This window comes from Pseudomonas sp. NPDC087639, assembly GCF_044743385.1.
Taxonomy (GTDB): Bacteria; Pseudomonadota; Gammaproteobacteria; order Pseudomonadales; family Pseudomonadaceae; genus Aquipseudomonas.
In genome coordinates this window covers 1-16,579 of the sequence record NZ_JBIUWI010000033.1, presented here as the reverse complement: position 1 = coordinate 16,579, position 16,579 = coordinate 1, and the positions used below count along the sequence as shown (strand labels likewise).

The 16,579-nt window shown below is 60.5% G+C and carries 16 protein-coding genes and 1 pseudogene; 12 read left to right on the top strand and 5 right to left on the bottom strand.

The annotated features are described in order from the left end of the window. From ACIOVB_RS15415 to ACIOVB_RS15360, 12 genes and pseudogenes are all read left to right on the top strand, one after another. Positions 1-125 (top strand): annotated as a pseudogene (locus ACIOVB_RS15415) (nicotinic acid mononucleotide adenylyltransferase); the annotation flags it as partial. Positions 126-195: 70 nt separating this feature from the next. Beyond that, the gene (rsfS, locus tag ACIOVB_RS15410) at positions 196-687 is read left to right on the top strand and encodes a ribosome silencing factor (protein ID WP_401269023.1); all 492 of its coding nucleotides are present in this window, start codon (positions 196-198) and stop codon (positions 685-687) included. A 9-nt stretch (positions 688-696) separates the two neighbouring features. Then, positions 697-1,164, top strand: coding sequence for a 23S rRNA (pseudouridine(1915)-N(3))-methyltransferase RlmH (gene rlmH / locus ACIOVB_RS15405; RefSeq protein WP_003185785.1), 468 nt, complete (start codon positions 697-699; stop codon positions 1,162-1,164). A 10-nt stretch (positions 1,165-1,174) separates the two neighbouring features. Beyond that, positions 1,175-3,070 carry a penicillin-binding protein 2 gene (gene mrdA, locus ACIOVB_RS15400; protein ID WP_187678820.1) on the top strand — a complete coding sequence of 632 codons (1,896 nt, stop codon included), beginning with the start codon at positions 1,175-1,177 and terminating at the stop codon, positions 3,068-3,070. Between the two features lie 31 nt (positions 3,071-3,101). Next, the gene (gene rodA, locus ACIOVB_RS15395; protein WP_187678843.1) at positions 3,102-4,205 is read left to right on the top strand and encodes a rod shape-determining protein RodA; all 1,104 of its coding nucleotides are present in this window, start codon (positions 3,102-3,104) and stop codon (positions 4,203-4,205) included. A 17-nt stretch (positions 4,206-4,222) separates the two neighbouring features. After that, on the top strand, positions 4,223-5,233 hold the full coding sequence (mltB, locus tag ACIOVB_RS15390; RefSeq protein ID WP_401269021.1) for a lytic murein transglycosylase B: 1,011 nt from the start codon (positions 4,223-4,225) through the stop codon (positions 5,231-5,233). Beyond that, entirely contained in the window at positions 5,233-6,243 is a 1,011-nt protein-coding gene (locus ACIOVB_RS15385; protein ID WP_401269019.1) for a septal ring lytic transglycosylase RlpA family protein, read from the top strand. Before mltB ends, ACIOVB_RS15385 begins: the two co-directional genes overlap by 1 nt. A 188-nt stretch (positions 6,244-6,431) precedes the next feature. Continuing rightward, on the top strand, positions 6,432-7,589 hold the full coding sequence (locus ACIOVB_RS15380) for a D-alanyl-D-alanine carboxypeptidase family protein (protein ID WP_187678823.1): 1,158 nt from the start codon (positions 6,432-6,434) through the stop codon (positions 7,587-7,589). Between the two features lie 79 nt (positions 7,590-7,668). Further along, positions 7,669-7,944 carry a DUF493 domain-containing protein gene (locus ACIOVB_RS15375; protein ID WP_401269017.1) on the top strand — a complete coding sequence of 92 codons (276 nt, stop codon included), beginning with the start codon at positions 7,669-7,671 and terminating at the stop codon, positions 7,942-7,944. Further along, complete coding sequence (lipB, locus tag ACIOVB_RS15370) at positions 7,944-8,591, top strand: lipoyl(octanoyl) transferase LipB (protein ID WP_401269016.1); 648 nt, start codon at positions 7,944-7,946, stop codon at positions 8,589-8,591. Before ACIOVB_RS15375 ends, lipB begins: the two co-directional genes overlap by 1 nt. Before the next feature lie 25 nt (positions 8,592-8,616). After that, entirely contained in the window at positions 8,617-9,615 is a 999-nt protein-coding gene (gene lipA, locus ACIOVB_RS15365; RefSeq protein ID WP_401269014.1) for a lipoyl synthase, read from the top strand. Positions 9,616-9,790: 175 nt separating this feature from the next. Continuing rightward, complete coding sequence (locus ACIOVB_RS15360) at positions 9,791-10,741, top strand: LD-carboxypeptidase (protein WP_401269012.1); 951 nt, start codon at positions 9,791-9,793, stop codon at positions 10,739-10,741. 85 nt (positions 10,742-10,826) lie between these two features. Here ACIOVB_RS15360 and ACIOVB_RS15355 read toward each other — a convergent pair whose 3' ends face one another. From ACIOVB_RS15355 to leuS, 5 genes are all read right to left on the bottom strand, one after another. After that, positions 10,827-12,149, bottom strand: a complete 1,323-nt coding sequence (locus ACIOVB_RS15355; protein WP_401269010.1) for a lytic murein transglycosylase — start codon at positions 12,147-12,149, stop codon at positions 10,827-10,829. A gap of 61 nt (positions 12,150-12,210) precedes the next feature. Beyond that, positions 12,211-12,375: an alternative ribosome rescue factor ArfA gene (gene arfA / locus ACIOVB_RS15350; protein ID WP_047602548.1), complete on the bottom strand. Its 165-nt coding sequence runs from the start codon at positions 12,373-12,375 to the stop codon at positions 12,211-12,213. 175 nt (positions 12,376-12,550) lie between these two features. Next, entirely contained in the window at positions 12,551-13,588 is a 1,038-nt protein-coding gene (gene holA, locus ACIOVB_RS15345; protein ID WP_401269007.1) for a DNA polymerase III subunit delta, read from the bottom strand. Between the two features lie 39 nt (positions 13,589-13,627). After that, complete coding sequence (gene lptE / locus ACIOVB_RS15340) at positions 13,628-14,233, bottom strand: LPS assembly lipoprotein LptE (RefSeq protein WP_401269004.1); 606 nt, start codon at positions 14,231-14,233, stop codon at positions 13,628-13,630. 87 nt (positions 14,234-14,320) lie between these two features. Beyond that, a partial coding sequence (leuS, locus tag ACIOVB_RS15335) for a leucine--tRNA ligase (RefSeq protein WP_401269001.1) occupies positions 14,321-16,579 on the bottom strand: 2,259 nt, incomplete at its 5' end.

Genomic DNA, 16,579 nt, shown 5'->3' with positions numbered 1-16,579 from the left:
CGCTCGCGGTCTCCGCCACCCAGATCCGTCAACTGCTGGCCAGCGGTAAGTCGGTACGTTTCCTGGTGCCCGACGCGGTCCTGGCCTACATCGATGCGCACGGTCTGTACCGTGCGTCGAATTGAACAAGGCGTGCTCAAGTAACACGATCTACGTGTGACGAGGCGCCGAATACATGAGCAAAACGAGTTTTATATGACTGACAACGTAAAGAAAGTTAAGCGCAAAGGCACATTCAAAAGCGCTCCGCTGCCAGAAGTGGCCAGCTCCAACGAGCCGCTGAAGGGCGACGAGCTGGTCAAGGTTGCCGTTGCAGCCCTGGAAGACGTCAAGGCGCAAGACATCCAGATCATCGATGTGCGCGAGAAGCAGAGCATCACCGACTACATGATCATCGCCACCGGTACGTCCAACCGTCAGATCGGCGCGATGCTCGACAAGGTTCGCGAAGCCGTCAAAGCCCAAGGCGTCAAGCCACTGGGTGAAGAAGGCAAGGGCGACAGCGACTGGGTGCTGCTGGATATGGACGATGTCATCGTGCACATGATGACCGCCTCGGCTCGCCAGTTCTATGACCTGGAACGCCTGTGGGCCGGTGCCGAGCAAAGCCGTTCGGCCAGCGCTGCCCACCACAGCCCGGAAAACACCCACGAGCATTTCACCAAGCTCAACAAAGACCAGCTGTAAGGGATTGCTGTGCGACTGCGACTGATCGCCGTCGGTTCACGCATGCCCAAATGGGTGGAAGAAGGCTGGCATGAATATGCCAAGCGTCTTCCGTCCGAGCTGGCGCTGGAACTGGTGGAAATACCGCTCAATACCCGTGGCAAGAATGCCGACGTGGCCCGTTTCATCCGCCAGGAAGGCGAAGCCATGCTGGCCAAGGTCGGGCCGAACGAGCGGATCGTCACGCTGGAAGTCCACGGCAAACCCTGGAGCACCGAGCAACTGGCGGTCGAACTCGACCGCTGGCGCCTGGATTCACGCACGGTCAATTTCATGGTCGGTGGCCCGGAAGGGCTGGCGCCGGAAGTCTGTGCCCGCGCTGATCAGCGTTGGTCGTTGTCACCGTTGACGCTGCCGCACCCGCTGGTGCGGATTCTGATCGGCGAACAGTTGTACCGTGCCTGGACCGTGCTGTCCGGTCACCCTTACCACAAGTAAGCCTGCCCACATGTCTCAGCCGATCCGCATCAAGGACCACGAAAAGGACGCACGCCTGGTGCGTAGCCGCGTCGTGTTCGGGGCCATTGTGATCGTGATGCTGATTGGCGTGCTGATCGCGCGGCTGTATTTCCTGCAGGTGATCCAGTACGAGTATCACTCGACCCTGTCGGAAAACAACCGCGTACATGTGCAGCCGATTCCGCCGACGCGCGGGCTGATTTTCGACCGCAACGGCGTAGTGGTGGCGGACAACCGTCCCAGCTTCAGCCTGAGCATGACCCGTGAGCGCTCCGGCGACTGGCAGCAAGTGCTCGACGTCATCGTCGAAGTGCTGGAGCTGACGCCCGAAGACCGGGTGATCTTCGAGAAGCGCATGCGTCAGGGGCGCCGGCCGTTCGAGCCAGTGCCGATCCTGTTCGAGCTGACCGAAGAGCAGATCGCTCGTATCGCGGTGAACCAGTTCCGTCTACCGGGTGTTGAAGTGGTCGCGCAACTGGTTCGCCACTACCCGCAGGGCGCGCACTTTGCGCACTCGGTGGGTTACATGGGGCGGATCAACGAGAAAGAGCTGAAAACCCTCGATCCGGTCAACTACAGCGGCACCCACCACATCGGCAAAACCGGTATTGAACGTTTCTACGAACCGGAACTGCACGGGCAGGTGGGTTACGAAGAAGTCGAGACCAATGCCCGTGGCCGCGTCTTGCGCGTGCTCAAGCGAACCGATCCGATTCCCGGCAAGGACATCGTCCTGAGCCTGGACATCAAGTTGCAGGAAGCTGCCGAAGCCGCGCTGGGCGGGCGCCGTGGCGCGGTGGTGGCGCTTGATCCAAAGACCGGCGAAGTGCTGGCGATGGTCAGTCAGCCGAGCTTCGATCCGAACCTTTTCGTCACCGGGATCAGCTTCAAGGCCTACGCCGAGTTGCGTGACTCCATTGACCGGCCACTGTTTAACCGCGTGTTGCGCGGTCTGTACCCACCGGGTTCGACGATCAAACCGGCGGTGGCGATTGCCGGTCTCGATTCGGGCGTGGTGACGGCGTCCAGCCGGGTGTTCGACCCGGGCTACTACATGCTGCCCAACTACGACCACAAATACCGCAACTGGAACCGCACCGGTGACGGCTTCGTCGACCTCGACACGGCGATCATGCGTTCCAACGACACCTACTTCTATGATCTGGCGCACAAGCTCGGCATTGATCGGTTGTCGGCTTACATGAACAAGTTCGGCATCGGCCAGAAGGTCTCGCTGGACATGTTCGAAGAATCCCCGGGCCTGATGCCGTCCCGTGAATGGAAACGAGCGACCCGCAAGCAGGCCTGGTTCCCGGGCGAAACCCTCATCCTCGGGATCGGCCAGGGCTACATGCAGTCGACCCCGCTGCAGCTGGCTCAGGCCACGGCGCTGGTGGCGAACAAAGGCGTGTGGAACCGACCGCACCTGGCCAAATCGCTGGAAGGGGTGAAGCCGGTGGACGAAAACCCGATGCCGAACATCATTCTGCGTGATCCGTCGGACTGGACCAAGGTCAACCACGGCATGCAACAGGTCATGCATGGCGCCCGGGGTACCGCGCGAAAAGCGGCCATCGGCGCGCAATACCGGATCGCCGGCAAGTCGGGTACTGCCCAGGTGGTGGCGATCAAACAGGGCGAGAAGTACGACCGTTCCAAGGTTCAGGAGCGCCATCGCGACCACGCTTTGTTCGTCGGTTTCGCCCCGGCCGATGATCCGCGCATTGTCGTGTCTGTGATGGTCGAGAACGGGGAGTCCGGTTCCGGCGTCGCCGCCCCGGTAGTTCGTCAGGTGATGGACGCCTGGCTGCTCGATCAGGACGGACGTTTGAAGGCCGAATACGCCAGCCCAATCAGTGCGGAGGCTACGGCCCGTGATGAATAACTTTGATCGCATGCTCTCCAGTGAGGATGTGATGCGTCGCCGCGCGACGCTGCTACAAAGACTGCATATCGATGGCCCGTTGCTGATCCTGCTGCTGATCCTCGCCGCCGGCAGCCTGTTCGTGTTGTATTCGGCCAGCGGCAAGAGCTGGGATTTGCTGGCCAAACAGGCCACTTCGTTCGGCATCGGTCTGGTGTCGATGATCGTCATCGCCCAGTTTGAACCGCGCTTCATGGCCCGTTGGGTGCCGCTCGGCTACGTGATCGGCGTGGTGTTGCTGCTGGTGGTGGACATCATGGGCCACAACGCGATGGGCGCCACACGCTGGATCAACATTCCCGGGGTGATCCGCTTCCAGCCTTCGGAATTCATGAAGATCCTGATGCCGGCGACCATCGCCTGGTATCTGTCCAAACGCACCTTGCCGCCACAGCTCAAGCACGTTGGCATCAGCCTGATGCTGATCGGTGTGCCGTTCGTTCTGATCGTGCGCCAGCCGGACCTCGGCACCTCGCTGCTGATTCTGGCCGGCGGGGCGTTCGTACTGTTCATGGGCGGGCTGCGCTGGCGCTGGATCCTCAGCGTGCTGGCCGCTGCAATCCCTGTGTCGGTGGCGATGTGGTTTTTCATCATGCACGACTACCAGAAGCAACGGATCCTGACGTTCCTCGACCCGGAAAGCGATCCGCTCGGTACAGGCTGGAACATCATTCAGTCGAAAGCTGCGATCGGTTCCGGGGGCGTCTTCGGCAAGGGCTGGCTGCTCGGCACCCAGTCGCATCTGGACTTCCTGCCGGAAAGCCACACCGACTTCATCATTGCGGTATTGGGTGAAGAGTTCGGGCTGGTCGGCATCTGCGCGCTGCTTTTGATCTATCTGCTGTTGATTGGCCGGGGGCTGGTGATTACCGCTCAGGCGCAAACGCTGTTCGGCAAATTGCTCGCCGGGGCGTTGACCATGACGTTTTTTGTTTACGTTTTCGTCAACATCGGTATGGTCAGTGGCCTGTTGCCGGTCGTAGGGGTGCCGTTGCCGTTCATTAGCTACGGAGGAACTTCGCTGGTGACGCTGCTGTCAGCGTTTGGGGTTTTGATGTCGATCCATACCCATCGCAAGTGGATCGCACAGGTTTGAATAAGGTGAAGAGTTCAATGCAAGTAATGCGTGGCTGGGCGACTCGATGCGCGCCATGGGTTGGCCTGGTAGGCCTCCTGGGCAGCGTGCAGGAAGCGCTGGCCGGCGAATACGAAGGCTCGCCTCAGGTGGCCGAATTCGTCGGTGAAATGACCCGCGACTACGGTTTCGCCGGTGAGCAACTGATGGGTGTGTTCCGCGAGGCAGCGCGCAAACAGGCGATTCTCGACGCCATTTCCAGACCGGCCGAACGGGTCAAGCAGTGGAAAGAATACCGCCCGATGTTCATCACCGACGCGCGTATCGCTCGTGGTGTGGACTTCTGGCGCCAGCACGAGGCGACGCTGGCCCGTGCCGAGCAGGAATACGGCGTACCGGCACAAGTCATCGTGTCGATCATCGGCGTTGAGACCTTTTTCGGGCGTAATACCGGTAATTACCGGGTGATCGATGCCTTGTCCACCCTCGGTTTCGACTATCCTCCCCGTGCCGAATTTTTCCGCAAGGAACTGCGTGAGTTCCTGCTGCTGGCGCGCGAAGAGCAGGTCGATCCACTGACCCTCAAAGGTTCCTACGCGGGGGCCATGGGCCTGCCGCAATTCATGCCGAGCAGCTTTCGCGCCTATGCGGTGGATTTCGACGGTGACGGCCACATCAATATCTGGAACAACCCGGATGATGCGATCGGCAGCGTCGCGAGTTATTTCAAGCGCCACGGCTGGGTTGCCGGCGAGCCTGTGGTCAGCCGCGCCGATGTGCGCGGCGAGCAGGTCGATGAAGGCCTGACCACCGGCATCGAACCGACAAAGACCGTCGGGGAGTTGCGAGTGCTGGGCTGGTCGAGTCATGATGCGCTGCGCGATGACATGCCGGTCACTGCATTTCGCCTCGAAGGCGACAACGGCCCTGAATACTGGATGGGCCTGAAGAATTTCTACGCGATCACGCGTTATAACCGCAGCGTGATGTACGCCATGGCCGTACATCAACTGTCTGAACAGCTGGTACAAGCACGGGGCGTCAAGTAATGCGGGCATTGCCTATCAATAAACCCCTGAAGCTGGTGGCATTCACTGCGTTGGCGGTGCTGGTCGCCAGTTGTTCGACCAGCCGTACCCCGACTCAAAAAGCACCGTCTACCGCTGTGCGCGCACAGCCGGGGCTGGACATCAACCGCGCCCACAAAGATGGCGCGCCGTGGTGGGACGTCGATGTCTCGCGCATTCCTGATGCCACGCCGACCCTGCATACCGGCGCGTACAAGGCCAACCCTTACACGGTGCTGGGCAAGACCTACTTCCCGTTGCAGGAATCCAAGACGTACGTCGCTTCCGGCACCGCGTCCTGGTACGGCACCAAGTTCCACGGGCAGAACACCGCCAACGGCGAGGTCTATGACTTGTACGGCATGAGCGCCGCCCACAAGACATTGCCACTGCCAAGTTACGTTCGGGTGACCAACCTGGACAATAACCGTACGGTGATCCTGCGCGTTAACGACCGTGGGCCGTTCTACTCTGATCGCATCATTGACTTGTCCTATGCCGCCGCGAAGAAACTCGGTTACGCCGAAACCGGCACCGCGCGGGTCAAGGTCGAAGGCATCGATCCACAGCAATGGTGGGCCGCCAAGGGCCGTCCGGCGCCTTTGATGCTCAACGAGCCGCAAGTCGCGCAGAATAGCGCCCCGGTGATCACGGCTTCAGCCGGCACCGTCGAGCAATGGACTCCGCCGCCGCAGCAACACGCCGCGGCTGTTGTGCCAGTTCAGCTCGACGCAAAAAAAAACGCTTCTGCAACAGCGTCTGGCCAGTATCTGCAGGTGGGCGCGTTCGCCAACCCGGACGCTGCAGAACTCCTGAGGTCGAAGCTCAGCGGGATGGTGAGCGCTCCGGTGTTCATCAGCTCGATCGTGCGCAATCAACAGACCCTGCACCGGGTACGCCTGGGGCCGATCGGCTCGCCGGGTGAAATTGCCCAGGTCCAGAACAGCGTGCGCCTGGCCAACCTTGGTTCGCCAAGTGTGGTCACCGAGTAAGTAATACGTAGGACTTGATTGACGATTCACCAGCGATTGGGGGGTGAATCAGGTTGTTGGCTCGTCGAAGAACAAAAGCCCGGCAAGGGTGACTGGAGTGAGCAACTGAACACGCGATAACCCGTTAGAAGGTTATTTGATTAGTTTTTGCCCTTGGGCAAGTTTCCATTAGCGATTTCGAGAGACGGATGAACATCACCACCTTTGCCAAACGCCTGTGTCTGCTAGTCCCGCTGCTCCTCTCGCCAGCCGCCTTCGCGGCCGAGATGATGCCATCGCCACCACAACTGGCCGCCAAGGCTTACGTGCTCATGGACGCCAGCAGCGGCAACGTGCTGGTCGAGAACAACGGTGACCAGCGTCTGCCGCCGGCCAGCCTGACCAAACTGATGACCGCGTACATCGCTACGCTGGAAATCCGTCGTGGCCAGATCGGTGAAAACGATCCGGTGACTGTCAGCGAAAACGCCTGGCGTACCGGCGGTTCGCGGATGTTCATCAAAGTCGGCTCGCAGGTGACTGTCAGCGACCTGCTGCACGGCATCATCATCCAGTCCGGCAACGACGCCAGCGTGGCGCTGTCCGAGCACATCGCCGGCAGCGAAGACGCATTCGCCGACCTGATGAACAAGACTGTCACCGATCTGGGCATGACCAACTCCCACTTCATGAACCCGACCGGTCTGCCGAACCCTGAGCACTATTCGTCGGCGCACGACATGGCGATCCTGGCTCGCGCGATCATCCACGAAGACCCGGCTCACTACGCGATCTACTCGCAGAAAGAGTTCTTCTGGAACGGCATCAAACAGCCTAACCGCAACCTGTTGCTGTGGCGCGACAAGACCGTCGACGGTCTGAAAACCGGTCACACCGACGAAGCCGGCTACTGCATGGTGTCCTCGGCTGTACGTGATGGCCAGCGTCTGATCGCCGTAGTGTTCGGTACCAACAGCGAAGTGGCTCGTGCCGCTGAAACCCAGAAGCTGCTGACCTACGGTTTCCGCTTCTTCGAAACCCAGACCTTCTATCAGAAGGGCACCGAACTGGCTCAGGCCCCGGTGTGGAAAGGCACCACCAATCAAGTCAAGGCCGGCCTGGCTCAAGACTTGACCATGACTCTGCCGAAAGGCCAGCTGAAGAAGCTCGCTGCCAGCATGACCATGAACCCGCAACTGACCGCGCCAATCGCCAAGGGCGACGTGATCGGTAAAGTCGAAGTCAAACTGGAAGACAAGGTGGTGCACAGCGCCGACCTGATCGCTCTGGATGGCGTCGAGGAGGGTGGTATCTTCCGCCGCATGTGGGATAGCATCCGTCTATTCTTCTACGGCTTGTTCAACTGATTTGTGTTGACCTGCATGGCCTCGCCCCGATCCGGTGCGGGGCCATGCGCGTTACCACGGCTTAAGAGGCCGTTACGCCATGACCGATACCGAAGTAAAGGCGCCAAAGATCGAATTCCCTGCCACTGACTACCCGGTTAAGGTGATCAGCGACACGGGTGTTGGCAACAAAGACAAGATTATCGACATCGTCAAAAAGCACGCGACCATAAATGATGAGCGCATCGACGAGCGTCAAAGCACCAACGGCAAGTACACCACCATCCAGCTGCACATCATCGCCACCGGTCAAGACCAGCTGTACGACATCAACAGCGAGCTGCGGGCTACCGGTTTCGTGCACATGGTGTTGTGATGCCGGGCACGCTGGGCTTTCGTGAGCTCGGCCAGATGGCTTACGAGCCGGTCTGGCATGCCATGCAGCGTTTTACCAACGAACGCGGCAGCGATGCCGCCGACGAAATCTGGCTCGTCGAACACCCGCCGGTGTTCACTCAGGGCCAGGCCGGCAAGGCCGAACACTTGTTGCTGCCGGGAGATATCCCGGTGGTGCAGGTCGATCGCGGCGGCCAGGTGACCTACCATGGCCCCGGGCAACTGGTGGCTTATCTGTTGCTGGATGTACGCAAGCTGGGTTTCGGCGTGCGTGATCTGGTCAGCCGCATGGAGCTTTGCCTGATCGAACTGCTGGCCAGCTACGGCGTGACCGCCGCGGCCAAGCCAGATGCTCCCGGCGTGTACGTCGATGGAGCGAAAATCGCTTCTCTGGGTTTGCGGATTCGCCACGGTTGTTCCTTTCATGGCCTGGCCCTGAACGTGGATATGAACCTGGAACCGTTTCGACGGATTAATCCCTGCGGCTACGCCGGGCTGGCGATGACCCAGCTGAGCGATCATGCAGGATCAATTCAATTTGCAGCGCTAAGAGACCTGCTGCGCGCGCAGCTCGTCAAACACCTCGACTCTGCGGTGCGGACGACCCGGACGGGCGGTCGCGACTGAGATGACTACTGATGCAGGGCAACCCATGAACCCGACGCTCGACGTGACCGAGCGCCCGGCCCCGCGTCCCAAGGTTGAAGCCGGCGTCAAGCTGCGCGGCGCCGAGAAGGTTGCACGCATCCCGGTAAAGATCATTCCGACCACCGAGCTGCCGAAGAAGCCTGACTGGATTCGTGTACGCATCCCGGTTTCGCCGGAAGTTGACCGTATCAAGAGCCTGCTGCGCAAACACAAACTGCACAGCGTCTGCGAAGAAGCCTCCTGCCCGAACCTGGGCGAGTGCTTCTCCGGTGGCACCGCGACCTTCATGATCATGGGTGACATCTGCACCCGTCGCTGCCCGTTCTGTGACGTTGGCCACGGTCGTCCGAAACCACTGGACGTCAACGAACCGGAAAGCCTGGCCATCGCCATCGCCGACCTCAAGCTCAAGTACGTGGTGATCACCTCGGTTGACCGCGACGACCTGCGTGACGGCGGTGCCCAGCACTTTGCCGACTGTATCCGCGAAATCCGCAAACTGTCGCCGAATGTGCAATTGGAAACCCTGGTCCCGGACTACCGTGGCCGCATGGACGTCGCCCTGGAAATCACCGCGGCCGAGCCGCCGGATGTGTTCAACCACAACCTCGAAACCGTGCCGCGCCTGTATAAGGCTGCGCGTCCGGGTTCGGACTACCAGTGGTCGCTGACCCTGCTGCAACGCTTCAAGCAGATGATGCCGCACATTCCGACCAAGTCCGGCCTGATGCTGGGTCTGGGCGAGACCGACGAAGAAGTCATCGAAGTCATGAAGCGCATGCGCGAACACGACATCGACATGCTGACGCTGGGCCAGTACCTGCAACCATCGCGCAGCCACTTGCCGGTGCAGCGTTTCGTGCACCCGGACACCTTCGCCTGGTTCGCCGAGGAAGGTTACAAGATGGGCTTCAAGAACGTTGCGTCCGGTCCTTTGGTGCGTTCTTCGTACCACGCCGACGAGCAGGCGAAGCTGGTCAAGGCTGAGCTGCTGGGTTCCTGATTTCTGCGCTGAACTGAAAATGCCCGCCGAGGCTTCAACGCCCGGCGGGCATTTTTTTGCCTGTCCTACAACACGCAGCCACTTTTCCTGCGAGCCGTGGAGGAGCAAAGCCTCTTCTGTTTATCGCGGTTCCTGACTACTGTGTGCCCATGACTTTATACGCGGAGACTCATGGATGACTGTTCGACCGACCCACACACTTTGTCCTTATCGTGCCGTGCCAGCGCTGCCGTCCGAGGGATTGATCGGCGTTATCGCACCCGCCGGCCCCGGCGTCCTCGACACCGACAAGGCTGTGCAGTGGATGCGCGCCCGGGGTTATGGACTGCGTGTGTTTCCCGGAGTCTATGAAAAAGACGGCTATCTGGCTGGCAGTGATGACGTGCGGCTTAACGATCTGCATGCCGCGTTCGCCGATCCTGAGGTCGATGCGATCATCTGCTTGCGCGGTGGCTACGGTACACCGCGACTGCTGGATCGGATCGACTTCGATCTGTTGAGTCGCAATGCCAAGCCGTTTGTCGGCTACAGCGACATCACCGCGTTGCATCTGGCCATCAGTCGTTACGCGGGTTTCGTCACCTTTCACGGGCCGTTGCTCAATGCCGACCTGTTGGGTGACAAGGAGCTGCCGACCGTCACTTCATTCTTTGCCATGCTGCGCGGTCAACTGAAAGCGGGCAGTGTGCTCAGCCATCCCGTGGCCTATCCGTTGACCACGGTCGAGCCGGGTATTGCCCACGGGCGCTTGCTCGGCGGCAATCTGGCGATGATCGCAGCGACGTTGGGTACGCCTTACGAAATCGACGTCGAAGGGGTCATTCTGCTGATCGAGGACATCAACGAGCCGTTGTATCGCATCGACCGCTTGCTGACCCAGATGCGTCTGGCCGGCATGTTGGCCAAGTTGCGCGGGGTGTTGGTCGGGGATATCGCGGGGGTTGATGTCGAGGCGTTGAATCGCTTGCTCAAGCAGACCTTTGAACCGTTGCGGATTCCGGTGCTGTCAGGATGGCGCAGCGGGCATTGTGATCCGAACCTGACGTTGCCATTGGGGGCGTTGGTTCGCCTGGATGCGGGGAAGAAGGAGTTGATGCTGGAGCAGGATGTGGTGGTTCGACGTTAGTCCGGGTGATGCAAAAAGATCGCAGCGTGCCGCAGTTCCTACATCAATCGGTGTAGGAGCTGCGCCACGCTGCGATCTTTTCCTTTTACTGGGTACGCAGGCTCTCGAGCAGCTTGTGCGTCGGATACCCGTCCGCTGGCCAGCCAAACGACTGCTGAGCACTGCGGATCGCCTTGCGCGTATTCGCGCCGATAATCCCGTCCGCCGCGCCGGCATCGTAGTTGCGGGCACTCAGCAAGGTTTGCAATTCGATCCGCTCGGTGCGGCTCAGCGGCAAGTCATCTTTCGGCCAGGTGCCATTGATCAGACCACCGCCATCGAAGCGCTCGGACAACAAACTCACGGCCAAGGCGTACGACGAAGAGTTGTTGTATTTGAGGATCGCCCGGAAGTTGTCAAGGATCAGGAAGGCCGGGCCACGATAACCGGCCGGCAGCAACAGGGCGGCGGACAGCTGTTCGGAACCTGCGGGTACCTGACCGCCATTGGGCAGGGTCACACCCAACTGACGCCATTCGGCGACGCTTTTACGAATCGCACCGTCCGCCAGCGTGTAGTTGAAGCTGCTCGGCAGTTGCACCTCGAAACCCCAAGGCTGGCCGCGCTGCCAGCCAGAGCTTTGCAGGTAGTGCGCAGTCGAGGCCAGGGCGTCGGCCGGGCTACCCCAGATGTCGCGGCGACCGTCACCGTCGAAATCCACTGCGTGGGTGTTGTAGGTGGTCGGAATGAACTGGGTCTGGCCCATCGCGCCGGCCCAGGAACCGAGCATCTTCTCGGGTGTGATATCGCCTTGTTGCAGAATTTGTAGCGCGGCGATCAATTGCGCGTGTGCAAAGCCCGGACGGCGGCCTTCGTAGGCGAGGGTGGCCAGCGAGTTGATCACCGATTTGCTGCCCTGGAATTGACCGAAGTTACTTTCCATACCCCACACCGACACCAGTGCCTGACGATCAACGCCATAACGCTGTTCGATGCTTTGCAGAATGTCGGCGTACTGGTTGATCAGCGCCTGGCCTTTGCGTACTCGCAGCGGCGATAGCGCGCCATCGAGGTATTCCCAGACCGGGCGGGAGAACTCTGGCTGGCTGCGATCGGCACGAATCACGCTGGCGTCGAAGCTGACGTTGGCAAACGCACGATCGAACAGATCGGCGCGGATCCCGGCGGCGAGCGCATCCTTGCGAAAACCCGCCTGCCATTCGGCAAAGGACTGGGTCGGTTGAAGGTCGAGAGGATCGGCGGACGGCACTACCGGCGGAATGATCGCTGGGGCCGTGGCGACAGGGGCCGCTTGAAGAGGTTGCGCGTCGGCGGCGGTAGGTTTTTCCGCACAGGCAACAAGCAGGATGAAACTTGTGGCAGCAACCAATTGGCGAACAGGCCAACGATGGGAAAGACAAAAGGGCATGCACAGGTCCAGAGGATACGAATCAGGTGCAGACCTTAACATGACCGGGGGGTACTGTGCTTCAGGCAGCCAGAAAGTAAGAAGCCTCCCAGTTGTCAGACTGGAAGGCTTCGCGGCGGTAGCTGCCTTTACCCTTGGTTGGTCGTTCCTGGCGACTGCGGAACAGGGGTTGGGCGATGATGGATTTGGCCTTGTTCGGGCCATGTTTCGATGGCTTTTTGCTCATGAGGGTTCTCTTGGGTGAGTGGGTTTTGCGGGGGAAATAATCTGCCGATGTCGGGCGTCTGTCTATAGGGCAAATGCAGGTCGTTTTGTAGGAAAACAAGATCAAAAGATCGCAGCCTTCGGCAGCTCCTACAAGGATTGGTGTAGGAGCTGCCGAAGGCTGCGATCTCTTGATCTTATTCGGCAGGCAATGACAAACGTTGGCCAGCCATCAACAGTGCCAACCGACTCAGACTCATCCACGGTGATCCGGCCGCCTGGCCCTTGATCTGTGCATCGATGCGCTGGGCCTCCAGCAACAACTGCGCCCAGCGTTGCGCCGAGTAGCGTTGCAGGGCTTTGCTCATCAACGGTTTGCGCTTGTCCCAGACTGGCGGTTTGGACTGGCTGAAGGCCTTGTCCAGCGGCGTGCCCTGGCTGTACTGCAGCGAGATATTGGCCAGCAGGCGCAACTCCCGCGCCAGCGCCCAGAGAATCACCGGCGGTTCGACACCTTCACCGCGCAGCCCTTCGAGCATGCGCAGGGCGTGAGCCGGTTCGCCGTTGAGCACGGCATCGGTCAGGCCAAACACATCGAAGCGCGCACTGTCCGCCACAGCGGCCTGCACGGTTTCGACGGTGATCTGGCCGCCTTCGGCCATCAGTTTGAGCTTTTCGATTTCCTGCGCGGCGGCGAGCAGGTTGCCCTCGACACGCGCGGCAATCAGTTCGACGGCGTCCTGGCTGGCCGACAACCCGGCCTGAGACAAGCGCTGACGAATCCAGCTTGGCAGTTGATTGGCATCCACCGGCCAGATCTGGATGAACTGGGTTTGCTGGCCTTCAACCAGTGCCTTGCCCCACTTGGTCTTCTGCGCGCTGCCGTCGAGCTTGGGCAGGCTGATCAGCAGGACGGTGTCTTCGGCAGGACGTGAGCAATACTCGATGAAGGCGGCAGCGCCCTTGTCACCGGGTTTTCCCGACGGAAGACGCAGTTCCAGCAGGCGCTTTTCAGCAAACAACGACATGCTCGCGCCGGCCTGCAACAACGTGCCCCAATCGAAACTGGCGTCGGCGGCGAAGACCTGGCGTTCGTCGAAACCTTGCTGGCGGGCAGCAAGGCGGATGGCATCGGCGGCTTCCTGACATAGCAGAGGGTCATCGCCGCTGATGATGTAGACCGGCGCAAGGGCGCCTTGCAGGTGTTTGCCGAGTTGAGCGGGAGCGAGCTTCATAAGAGCAATCGAACGGGGCGCCTGAGCGCCCCGAACGTCTTACTGCTGCGGAACTTCGAGCGGCGACTGACGCGGGGTTTCCGCTTCAGCCTTTTGTGCCGCTTCCAGCGCGTCGGCTTCTGCCTTGGCGCGGTTATTGGCAGCCTGCTGCAGTTGCTCCAGTTGACCCGGGGTCAGCTGTTGCAGACGCAGCATCATGCGCTGAACCAGCTCGCGACGAATATCGCGACGGGCGTCGTTGGCTTCCTGATCGGAGCCGACGAGGTTGTTGCCGTCGTGGATAAACACTTTCTGCACTTCAAGCTTGTCGCTCAGCAGCGAAAGGTTTTTGTCGCCACGGATGTCGTAGCTCAGGACGGTGTTGACCTGATACTCGCCCGTACGACCGGCACCGGCGTAGCTGAGGATACGCTGGCTTTCCTGCTCGTCAGCCAGGTACAGCTTGTAAGGCGCGCCGCTGTAAATCTTGACGCCGCTGGATTCCAATACCTGACGCAGTTGGGTGACGGTCTCGCCGTAGGCGTTACGCGCACTCAGGTCGAGTTCCTTGATGGTCAGTTCGGTGGTGCCAGTGCCGCGCAGCTGGAAACCGCAGGCGCTCAACAGGACGGCGAGGCCCATCACCAGCAGATTGCGTTTGATCATTGTGTTGCTCCCCTTGAAACCATGTGGGCCGTTCATGCGGCCCGAAAGGTTTTACTGGGCGCCAGGCACACCTGACGCCCGATCCAATTAGCTGGCGACGATATTGACCAGTTTCCCGGGCACTACGATCACTTTACGAATAGTCAGGCCATCGACGAACCGCAGCACGTTTTCGTTGGCACGAGCAGCGGCTTCGACTTCTTCGCGAGTCGCGCTGGCCGGCATTTCGATCTGACCGCGCAGCTTGCCGTTGACCTGGATGACCAGGGTCAGGCTGTCCTGCACCAGCGCAGTCTCGTCCACTGCTGGCCAGCCAGCGTCGATCACCGGATCGGCGTGGCCCAGTCGGTTCCACAGCTCATGGCTGATGTGCGGTGTGATCGGCGCCAGCAGCAACGTCACGGCTTCCAGACCTTCCTGCACCAGTGCGCGATCCTGTTCGGTGCCTTGCGCGGCTTTTTCCAGCACGTTCATCAGCGTCATCACCTGAGCGATGGCGGTGTTGAATTTGTGGTTCTGGCCGACGTCGTGGCTGGCCTGCTTGATGGCCAGGTGGATCGCACGGCGAACGGCTTTCTGCTCGTCGTTCAGGCCCGCAACATCCAGTTTGCCCGGCAGGCCCTGAGATACGTGGGCCTGCGCCAGACGCCAGACACGCTTGAGGAAACGGTGCGAACCCTCGACGCCGGAGTCGGACCATTCCGCGCTCATGTCAGGTGGCGAGGCGAACATCATGAACAGGCGGCAGGTGTCGGCACCGAACTGGTCGATCATCGACTGTGGGTCAACGCCGTTGTTCTTCGACTTGGCCATCTTCTCGGTGCCGCCGATTTCCACCGGCAGACCGTCGGCAATCAGCTTGGCGCTGATGACTTTGGCCTTGCTGTCACGTTCCAGTTCGACGTCCGCCGGGTTGAACCAGGTGTAGGCACCGTTGGCTTCGCGACGATAGTAAGTCTCGGCGATCACCATGCCCTGGGTCAGCAGATTCTTGAACGGCTCGTTGGAGCTCACCAGACCTTCGTCACGCATCAGCTTGTGGAAGAAGCGCGCGTAGAGCAGGTGCAGGATCGCGTGTTCGATACCGCCAATGTACTGATCAACCGGCAGCCAGTGGTCGGCCGCGGATTTTTCCACCAGGCCACCTTCAAAGTGCGGCGAGGCGTAGCGGGCGTAGTACCACGACGACTCGACGAAAGTGTCCATGGTGTCGGTTTCACGCTTGGCAGGCTGGCCGCATTTCGGGCAGCTGCACTCGTAAAACTCGGGCATGCGTGCCAGCGGCGAACCGGCGCCGTCCGGCACCACGTCTTCCGGCAGTACGACTGGCAATTGGTCTTCCGGCACCGGCACGTCACCGCACGCATCGCAGTGGATGATCGGGATCGGGCAGCCCCAGTAGCGCTGACGGCTGATGCCCCAGTCGCGCAGGCGGAACTGAGTGCGCGAAGCGCCCAGTTCTTTCTTGATCAGTGCGACTTCGATGGCGTCGAACGCGCCGGCGAAGTCCAGACCGTCGAACTCAGCGGAGTTGATCAGCGTGCCGTGCTCGCCGTAGGCGTCTTGCCACGGGGCCGGGTTGGTGTCGCCGGAGCTGGTACGCACCACCGATTTCACCGGCAGGTTGTACTTGTGGGCGAATTCGAAGTCGCGCTCGTCGTGAGCCGGTACAGCCATCACTGCGCCATCGCCGTAATGCATCAATACATAGTTGGCGACCCATACCGGGAGTTTTTCACCGGTCAGCGGGTGCTCGACGAACAGGCCGGTCGGCAGGCCTTTTTTCTCTTGAGTGGCGACGTCGGCTTCGGCAACGCTGCCGCCCTTGCATTCAGCGATGAACGCTTGCAGCTCAGTGTTGTTCTGCGCAGCCTGGGTGGCCAGCGGGTGTTCGGCGGCCACGGCGACGTAGGTCGCGCCCATCAGGGTGTCCGGACGGGTAGTGAAGACTTTCAGGGTGCCGGCTTCGCCGATGGAATCGACGTTGTACGGGAACTGCACTTCCATGCCGCGGGATTTGCCGATCCAGTTGCGCTGCATGGTCTTGACCTGTTCAGGCCAGCCAGTCAGTTCGTCGAGGCTCTCCAGCAGCTCATCCGCGTAAGCGGTGATCTTGAAGTAGTACATCGGGATTTCGCGCTTTTCGATCAGCGCGCCGGAACGCCAGCCGCGACCGTCGATTACCTGTTCGTTGGCCAGAACGGTCTGATCGATCGGGTCCCAGTTCACGGTGCCGTTTTTACGGTAGATCACGCCTTTTTCGAACAGGCGAGTGAACAGCCATTGTTCCCAGCGGTAGTAATCCGGCTTGCAGGTGGTTACTTCGCGCGACCAGTCCAACGCCAG

Bases quoted from the DNA above. Each gene is read 5' to 3' on its own strand.
- ACIOVB_RS15360 (WP_401269012.1), top strand. From the start codon at position 9,791: ATGACTGTTCGACCGACCCACACACTTTGTCCTTATCGTGCCGTGCCA.
- ACIOVB_RS15355 (WP_401269010.1), bottom strand. From the start codon at position 12,149: ATGCCCTTTTGTCTTTCCCATCGTTGGCCTGTTCGCCAATTGGTTGCT.
- arfA (WP_047602548.1), bottom strand. From the start codon at position 12,375: ATGAGCAAAAAGCCATCGAAACATGGCCCGAACAAGGCCAAATCCATC.
- holA (WP_401269007.1), bottom strand. From the start codon at position 13,588: ATGAAGCTCGCTCCCGCTCAACTCGGCAAACACCTGCAAGGCGCCCTT.
- ACIOVB_RS15385 (WP_401269019.1), top strand. From the start codon at position 5,233: ATGCGGGCATTGCCTATCAATAAACCCCTGAAGCTGGTGGCATTCACT.
- lptE (WP_401269004.1), bottom strand. From the start codon at position 14,233: ATGATCAAACGCAATCTGCTGGTGATGGGCCTCGCCGTCCTGTTGAGC.
- lipA (WP_401269014.1), top strand. From the start codon at position 8,617: ATGAACCCGACGCTCGACGTGACCGAGCGCCCGGCCCCGCGTCCCAAG.
- mrdA (WP_187678820.1), top strand. From the start codon at position 1,175: ATGTCTCAGCCGATCCGCATCAAGGACCACGAAAAGGACGCACGCCTG.
- mltB (WP_401269021.1), top strand. From the start codon at position 4,223: ATGCAAGTAATGCGTGGCTGGGCGACTCGATGCGCGCCATGGGTTGGC.
- ACIOVB_RS15375 (WP_401269017.1), top strand. From the start codon at position 7,669: ATGACCGATACCGAAGTAAAGGCGCCAAAGATCGAATTCCCTGCCACT.
- rsfS (WP_401269023.1), top strand. From the start codon at position 196: ATGACTGACAACGTAAAGAAAGTTAAGCGCAAAGGCACATTCAAAAGC.
- rodA (WP_187678843.1), top strand. From the start codon at position 3,102: ATGCGTCGCCGCGCGACGCTGCTACAAAGACTGCATATCGATGGCCCG.
- ACIOVB_RS15380 (WP_187678823.1), top strand. From the start codon at position 6,432: ATGAACATCACCACCTTTGCCAAACGCCTGTGTCTGCTAGTCCCGCTG.
- lipB (WP_401269016.1), top strand. From the start codon at position 7,944: ATGCCGGGCACGCTGGGCTTTCGTGAGCTCGGCCAGATGGCTTACGAG.